Origin of the sequence: Mesorhizobium sp. (assembly GCF_004962925.1) — a bacterium.
Classification (GTDB): Bacteria; Pseudomonadota; Alphaproteobacteria; order Rhizobiales; family Rhizobiaceae; genus Mesorhizobium.
This window is the reverse complement of the sequence record NZ_SUEO01000275.1, coordinates 335-7,268: the sequence shown is the minus strand read 5'-3', so window position 1 is coordinate 7,268 and position 6,934 is coordinate 335. Positions and strand designations below refer to the sequence as shown.

Here is a 6,934-nt window from a genome sequence, read left to right as displayed (position 1 = left end):
GTCCGGTGCGGTCGCGCATGGTCGCAAGCTCGGTCTCGAAGGCGCGCGCAAAACGCTCCTGGTCGACCGGCTGGTGGCGGACATGGCTGTTGAAGTCGCAATAGGGGCACTTGGCCGCGCAAAACGGCCAGTGGATGTAGACGCCGAAGCCGGGGCTGCGGTCGAGCAGCATGGTCATTTCACGCCCGATCGTGCCAAATCCAGTCTGGCTTGCGCGAACTTCTGGAAGGCGCGGGCGCGGTGCGACAATGCCGTCGGCTGGCCGGGCTTCCAGCCATGTTTTTCCTCCGCGGTCATCTCGCCGAAGGTCTTTTCGAAACCGTCCGGCACGAACACCGGGTCGTAGCCGAAACCGAGTTCGCCGCGCGGCGGCCATACCAGCGTGCCCTCGACCTCGCCACGGAAATATTCGGCTGCGCCGTCGGGAAAGGCCAGGCAGATGACGGCGACGAAGCGGCCTTTGCGCTGAGCCGGCGCGACCGCGCCGATTTCCTGCAACGCCACTTCCGCTCGCTGCATCGCCATGCCGAAATCGCGCGACCCGTCAGGCGCCTCGGCCCAATTGGCGGTGTAGACGCCGGGCGCTCCGCCCAGCGCATCGACACACAGGCCGGAATCGTCCGACAATGCCGGCAGGCCTGTCGCCCTGGCGGCGGCTAAAGCCTTGATATAGGCGTTCTCCTCGAAGGTGGTGCCGGTCTCGTCCGGTTCAGGCAGGCCGTATTCCTTGGCCGATCTCGCTTCTATGCCGAATGGCGCCATCAGATCGGCGAATTCCCGCAGCTTGCCGGCATTGTGGCTGGCGACGACGATCTTATGTCCATCAAGCGAATGCATCAGATGCCCCAAATTCTTGGTTCGGCGAATTCGATCGAGTTGCCGGAGGGGTCGCGAATATAGATCGAGCGGCCGCCCTGGGGCCATTCGAACTCGCTTTCGATGGCGATTTTCTTCTGCTCAAGATGCGCCTTCCAGCGCACGATCTCGCCCGCGCTTGCTGCAAAGCAGAGATGGCCATCGCCGACAGTGCCGTGCGGCGGCACTTTCAGCCTGGCTTCGGGCGCCGGCGGCACTTTGGTCGCCTCGGCGTTGAAGATGAGCAACACGCCGTCCCCGCACCGGAAGAAAAGATGCCTGCCGTCGACCTTACCCAGCAGATCGAGCCCGAGCACGCCGGAATAGAAGTCTTCCGCGGCATCGAGGTCGGTCACATAGAGGGCTGATTCGAGGATGGCGGAAGGAGTCATGACAGAACCGAAAATTAACCTACAGCCATCTGCTGCAGGCTGACCAGTCGCGCAATGCCCTTCTTGGCCAGTTCCATCAGCGCCGTGAACTGTTCTTCCGAGAAAGGCTCGCCCTCGGCCGTGCCTTGGATCTCGACGATGCCGCCCTTACCGGTCATGACGAAATTGGCGTCGGTGCCGGCCGAGGAATCCTCGAGATAGTCGAGGTCGATGACCGGCTGGCCGTCATGGATGCCGCAGGAAATAGCCGCGACATGGTCCTTCAGCACCTTGGCGACGCTGGCCATCTGCCGGGCTTCCATCCAGCGCAGGCAGTCGTAAAGCGCCACCCAGCCGCCGGTGATCGAAGCGGTGCGTGTGCCGCCATCGGCCTGGATCACGTCGCAGTCGACGGTGATCTGCTGCTCGCCCAGCGCCTGCAGATCGACCACGGCGCGCAGGGAACGGCCTATCAGCCGCTGGATTTCCAGCGTGCGGCCGCCTTGCTTGCCGGCCGAAGCCTCGCGGCGCATGCGCTCGCCGGTCGAACGCGGCAGCATACCGTATTCCGCCGTCACCCAGCCTTTGCCGGAATTGCGCATCCAGCCCGGCACTTTTTCCTCGAGGCTGGCCGTGCACAGCACATGCGTGTCGCCGAACTTCACCAGGCACGAACCTTCCGCGTGCTTGGAGACGCCGCGCTCGAAGGAGATGGCGCGCATTTCGTCGAATTGGCGTTTAGAAGGGCGCATTCAGGCTTTTTTCCTATCTTTTTCGGAATCGTGGCCGGCTTGTAGCCGCATGGGGCGCATGGCGCAAAGGAAAATGGCCGGTTGCGCGGGCGCGGCCGAAGTCTATATCTTTGGGCCGGAGGTATTTGGCTCGAATGACCAAGGCAGTCGATCCCAGTTCCCAGTCGCCCGTGCTTCAGTCGCCCGCGTTTCAATCGCCGGCGTTTCAATCCCTTGACATGCGCTCGCGCGACATCTTTCGGCGCATCGTCGATTCCTACCTGAAGGACGGCGAACCGGTCGGCTCACGCAGCCTGTCGCGGATCCTGCCGTCTTCGCTGTCGCCCGCCACCATCCGCAATGTGATGAGCGATCTCGAGCATCTCGGCCTGATCTACGCGCCGCATATCTCGGCCGGCCGGCTGCCGACCCAGGCCGGCCTGCGCTTCTTCGTCGACGCGTTCATGGAGCTCGGCGACCTCTCCGATGAGGAGCGCCGCATCATCGAGGCACAGGTGCGCGCCTCCGGCTCGGGCGCGACGCTGGAGCATATGCTCACCGAAGCCAGCCAGATGCTGTCCGGCATGTCGCGCGGCGCCGGCCTCGTGCTTGCCGCCAAGAACGAGGTGGCCCTCAAGCACATCGAGTTCATCCAGCTCGAGCCGACCAAGGCGCTGGCCGTGCTGGTCTCGCAGAACGGCGACGTCGAAAACCGAGTCCTCGACCTGCCCGCCGGCGTCACCGTCTCGCAATTGCATGAAGCCTCGAACTTCCTCAATGCCCATATCCGCGGCCGCACGTTGGCCGAGGCGCGGATCGAGATCGCCCGCATCAAGGAAGAAACCAGGGCCGCCCTCGACACGCTGTCGCAGGACCTGGTCGAGAAAGGCCTTGCGGTCTGGGCAGGCGCCGACAGCGGCCTGCCGGCGCGTCTCATCGTGCGCGGCCGCGCCAATCTGCTGGAAAACGTCACGGCCCAGGCCGACATCGAGCTGCTGCGGCACTTGTTTGAGGACCTGGAGACGCAGGACGGGCTGATCCAGCTTCTCGACCTTGCCGAGGAAGGGTCCGGCGTGCGCATCTTCATCGGTTCGGAAAACAAGCTGTTTTCGCTGTCGGGCTCGTCGCTGGTCGTGGCGCCCTATCGCGACAAGGACGCCCGCGTCATCGGCGCGCTCGGCGTCATCGGCCCGACCCGGCTGAACTACGCTCGCATCGTGCCGATGGTCGACTATACGGCGCAGCTTATTTCCCGCATGCTGCGATAATGCATGTCGCCCAAAAGCCTCCCCTCGGGCTTGACCTGTGATGCGCAAGCGGTTTTGGGATAACGACATGCATAAAAACACGAAAGCAAAGCGCGTCGCAGGAACCCTTCAAACGCGACGCGCTTAGGCCGGACCCAAGGAGAAAAAAATGGCGCTGGAATCGTTCAAGGCCCAGATCAGCATGTTGCTCGAGCAGATGATCAACCAGCCCGAGGATCAGCATGAAGTGCAGGAGCAGCTACGCGAAAAGCTGAGGGAAATGCGCGCCATGGGCCTGCCGCTGCCGGCCGATCTCGTCGCGCTGGAAAAGCGCCTCGACGACGATTTTTACGCAGCCGGAAACTGAGTTCCGAAAACCGATCGATTCCGCGTCAACTCTCCGTGTGCGCGTCACCTACGACAAAAGTCCGTCTTGATCGGCGAGTTCGCCCGGCCGGCGGCTCTGGTGCAATCGAATCCGGCCTCAGGGAGTACACGCCCGCCCGCCTTTTGTGAGACAAGGCGCGCAGTCTTAAAAGTCGATCCCGTTTTTGGGGTCATACGCTAAGGCCCGAAAACATGACCCTCACCGGATTCCTCGCCTATAGCGCGGCCCTCGGCATCGCCGCCGCCATTCCTGGCCCAGGTCTCACCGCGCTTATTGCGCGTGCGCTTGGTTCCGGCTTCCGCTCGGCGCTCGCCATGTCTTTCGGGCTGATGCTCGGCGATCTCACCTATCTCACCGCCGTGGTGCTCGGCCTGGCCCTCGTCGCGCAGACCTTCGGGATGGCCTTCTTGGCAATCAAATGGCTGGGCGTCGCCTATCTCGCTTTCCTTGGCTGGCGCTTCTGGACGAGCGGCATCACGCCCGAAACGGTGGAGGCGAAGAAAGGCAAGGGCGGGCTGGTGTCGAGCTTTATTGCCGGCCTCGCCGTCACGCTCGGCAATCCGAAGACGATGATCTTCTATCTTGCCATCACGCCGACCATCGTCGATCTGAAGACCATCACGCTCGCCGATTACGGCATCCTCGTCGCGCTGACGCTCGTCGTGCTGCTGGTGGTGCTGGTGCCCTATCTGGCGCTGGCGGCCAAGGCGCGTGGGCTCCTGAAGTCGCCGCGCGCGCTGAGGGTGCTGAACCGCACCGCCGCCGGCTTCATGGTCGGCGCGGCGGCTGCGATCGCCGCCCGGCAATAGGCATCTCGCGGCCGAGCCATTCCTAAACAGGCCACCGCCTGAATGCTTTTCCGGGCCGAAGCTGTTTTCAGCATGCGTCCCATTCGGATATTTTCAACCGACAGACTATCTTGCGCGGCGGATGGCCCTATCTTATGCCCGCCTGACTCTTTGCCTGACTGACTCTGGCCCATCTGACCTTTGGGGAGCGAACCAATGAACAAGCCCGCCACCACCGCGCATGTGCCCGGCCGCGGCCGCATCTACAATTCGATCACCGAAACAATCGGCGACACCCCGCTGGTGCGGCTCGACAAGTTCGCCAATGAAAAGGGCGTTGTCGCCAATCTGCTCGCCAAGCTCGAATTCTTCAACCCGATCGCCTCCGTCAAGGACCGCATCGGCGTCTCGATGATCGAGGCGCTTGAGGCATCGGGCAGGATTGCGCCCGGCAGGACCACGCTGATCGAGCCGACCTCGGGCAATACCGGCATTGCGCTCGCCTTTGCCGCCGCCGCCAAGGGCTACAAGCTGATCCTGACCATGCCGGAAACGATGTCGGTCGAACGCAGGAAGATGCTGGCGCTGCTCGGCGCCGAACTGGTGCTGACCGAAGGGCCGAAAGGCATGAAGGGCGCCATCGCCAAGGCCGACGAGCTGGCCGCGACGCTGCCCGACGCCGTCATTCCGCAGCAGTTCGAGAATCCGGCCAATCCGGAAATCCACCGCCGCACCACGGCCGAGGAAATCTGGAACGATACCCAAGGCGAAGTCGACATCTTCGTCGCCGGCATAGGCACCGGTGGCACCATCACCGGCGTTGGCCAGGTGCTGAAGCAGCGCAAGCCTTCCGTGCATGTCGTCGCCGTCGAGCCGGAAGCCTCGCCGGTGCTGTCGGGCGGCCAGCCCGGCCCGCACAAGATCCAGGGCATTGGCGCCGGCTTCGCGCCGAAGATCCTCGATACGACGATCTATGACGAGATCGTCAAGGTTTCCAACGAGGATTCGGTCGCCAATGCGCGGCTCGTCGCCCGCCTCGAAGGCGTGCCGGTCGGCATCTCATCGGGCGCTGCCCTGCAGGCAGCGATCGTCGTTGGCTCGCGGCCGGAGAACAAGGGCAAGAACCTGGTAGTCGTTATTCCATCCTTCGCCGAACGCTATCTGTCGACGATCCTGTTCGAAGGGCTGGGTGCTTAAGTCGTCGACGCTTCGTCTCGCGACTGGTTCCAACAACAACGCCCCAGGGTCTAGATCGCAGTTCGCTGGACCGCTGAAAAAACACCTGTGGCGGCTGCCGCTCGCTTGAGTAAAGCGGCGCTTCCGTTCAAATCGCGCCGGCCTTGCACCGGCTGGCGGAGGATTTCATGTACAAGCTCTATACCCGTGCCAATACCGGCGGCTTTGTCGTTGAGGCGGCGTTGATACTGGCGGGTGTGCCTTTCGACCAGATCGATGTTCCGAAAGGCCGACCCGACCAGGCCTTTCTCGACATCAGCCCCTTGAACCAGGTGCCGGTCCTGGTCCTGCCGGACGGCAGCTCGATGACCGAATCGGCGGCGATCTGCATCCTGCTTGCCGAGCGCCACCCGGAAGCGAACTTGGCGCCGGCTGTGAACTCGCCTGACCGCGCCGACTTCCTGCGCTGGATGACGTTCATGTCGTCGGTCATCTATTCGGCTGACCTGCGGTTCTTCTACGCTCATCGCTACACGACCGATCCCGGCGGCGTGGAAGCCGTCAAGCAGGCAGCGATCTCGGAAATGGACCGCGGCTTGGCCATTCTCGATGCTGCCCTCGAAAGCCGGGAGTGGCTGGTCGGCGACCAGCTCTCGCTGGCCGACATCTACCTCGTCATGCTGGTGGCCTGGCATCCCGAGATTGAAAAGGTCCCCAGCGCCTGGCCGAACATCGAACGCCTGTGGGCCAAGTTGCGGGAGCATCAGGTGATGAGGACGCTGAACGCCTCCCACTCCATGTGGCCGGCCTGAACGGATCGTGTTGTCTCAGTCTTTTTCCGCGCGGCTGAGCCCCGCCCGTCGTTCCTGCAGGAACCGGCGCACGGCCGGATCACGTTCGAGGCCGATCGCCCGGTCATAAGCCTCGGTAGCCTCCCGAGTTTTGCCAAGCCTAGCCAGGAGGCCCGCGCGGGCGGCCCAATAAGGCTGATAATCATGCAGCCGCTTGTCGTCGCCAAGCTCATCAAGCGTGCTCAATCCCGCCGCGGCGCCGTCGGTCTCGGCAATGGCCACCGCGCGGTTGATCGACACCACCGGTGAGCCTGCGATCGAATGCAACGCGTCATAGAGTTCGCGGATCGCCATCCAGTCGGTGCGGCCAGTCAGCCGCCGCGCCGCATGGGCGGATTGCACCGCTGCTTCGAGCTGGTAGCGGCCGATCACCGCCTTGGCGGCGGCGTGCGAAAGCAGCGCCTCCGCCTCATCGATGAGCGTGCGGTCCCACAGCCGGCAATCCTGCTCTGCAAGTGGCACGAAGTCGCCTTCGCTACCGCGCCTGGCTCCCCGCCGCGCCTCGGCAAACAGCATCAGCGCCAGCA

General features: G+C 63.6%; 9 protein-coding genes and 1 pseudogene. 5 read left to right on the top strand and 5 right to left on the bottom strand.

Going from position 1 to position 6,934, the window contains the following annotated elements:
- From E5W87_RS32360 to rph, 4 genes and pseudogenes are all read right to left on the bottom strand, one after another.
- A pseudogene (locus E5W87_RS32360) lies at positions 1-178 on the bottom strand (coproporphyrinogen III oxidase); the annotation flags it as partial.
- Positions 175-837, bottom strand: a complete 663-nt coding sequence (gene rdgB, locus E5W87_RS32355; RefSeq protein ID WP_292407102.1) for an RdgB/HAM1 family non-canonical purine NTP pyrophosphatase — start codon at positions 835-837, stop codon at positions 175-177. The gene rdgB and the pseudogene E5W87_RS32360, both read right to left, overlap by 4 nt.
- Positions 837-1,247, bottom strand: a complete 411-nt coding sequence (locus tag E5W87_RS32350; RefSeq protein ID WP_292407099.1) for a VOC family protein — start codon at positions 1,245-1,247, stop codon at positions 837-839. The genes rdgB and E5W87_RS32350 overlap by 1 nt, the downstream gene beginning before the upstream one ends.
- A 14-nt stretch (positions 1,248-1,261) precedes the next feature.
- Entirely contained in the window at positions 1,262-1,978 is a 717-nt protein-coding gene (gene rph, locus E5W87_RS32345; RefSeq protein ID WP_292407091.1) for a ribonuclease PH, read from the bottom strand.
- A 134-nt stretch (positions 1,979-2,112) separates the two neighbouring features.
- On the opposite strand from rph, the gene hrcA reads away from it, so the two are divergent.
- The 5 genes from hrcA to E5W87_RS32320 all read left to right on the top strand — a co-directional run bounded on the left by hrcA (position 2,113) and on the right by E5W87_RS32320 (position 6,368).
- Positions 2,113-3,225 (top strand): heat-inducible transcriptional repressor HrcA, encoded by a 1,113-nt coding sequence (gene hrcA / locus E5W87_RS32340; protein ID WP_292407089.1) that lies wholly within the window; start codon positions 2,113-2,115, stop codon positions 3,223-3,225.
- Positions 3,226-3,373: 148 nt separating this feature from the next.
- On the top strand, positions 3,374-3,571 hold the full coding sequence (locus E5W87_RS32335) for a hypothetical protein (RefSeq protein ID WP_292407087.1): 198 nt from the start codon (positions 3,374-3,376) through the stop codon (positions 3,569-3,571).
- A 212-nt stretch (positions 3,572-3,783) separates the two neighbouring features.
- Positions 3,784-4,401, top strand: a complete 618-nt coding sequence (locus E5W87_RS32330; RefSeq protein ID WP_292407084.1) for a LysE family translocator — start codon at positions 3,784-3,786, stop codon at positions 4,399-4,401.
- 195 nt (positions 4,402-4,596) lie between these two features.
- Entirely contained in the window at positions 4,597-5,577 is a 981-nt protein-coding gene (cysK, locus tag E5W87_RS32325) for a cysteine synthase A (protein WP_292407081.1), read from the top strand.
- A gap of 167 nt (positions 5,578-5,744) precedes the next feature.
- Positions 5,745-6,368, top strand: a complete 624-nt coding sequence (locus tag E5W87_RS32320; protein WP_292407078.1) for a glutathione S-transferase family protein — start codon at positions 5,745-5,747, stop codon at positions 6,366-6,368.
- 15 nt (positions 6,369-6,383) lie between these two features.
- Here E5W87_RS32320 and E5W87_RS32315 read toward each other — a convergent pair.
- On the bottom strand, positions 6,384-6,934 hold a 551-nt coding region (locus tag E5W87_RS32315; protein WP_367118901.1), incomplete at its 5' end, for a DUF6596 domain-containing protein.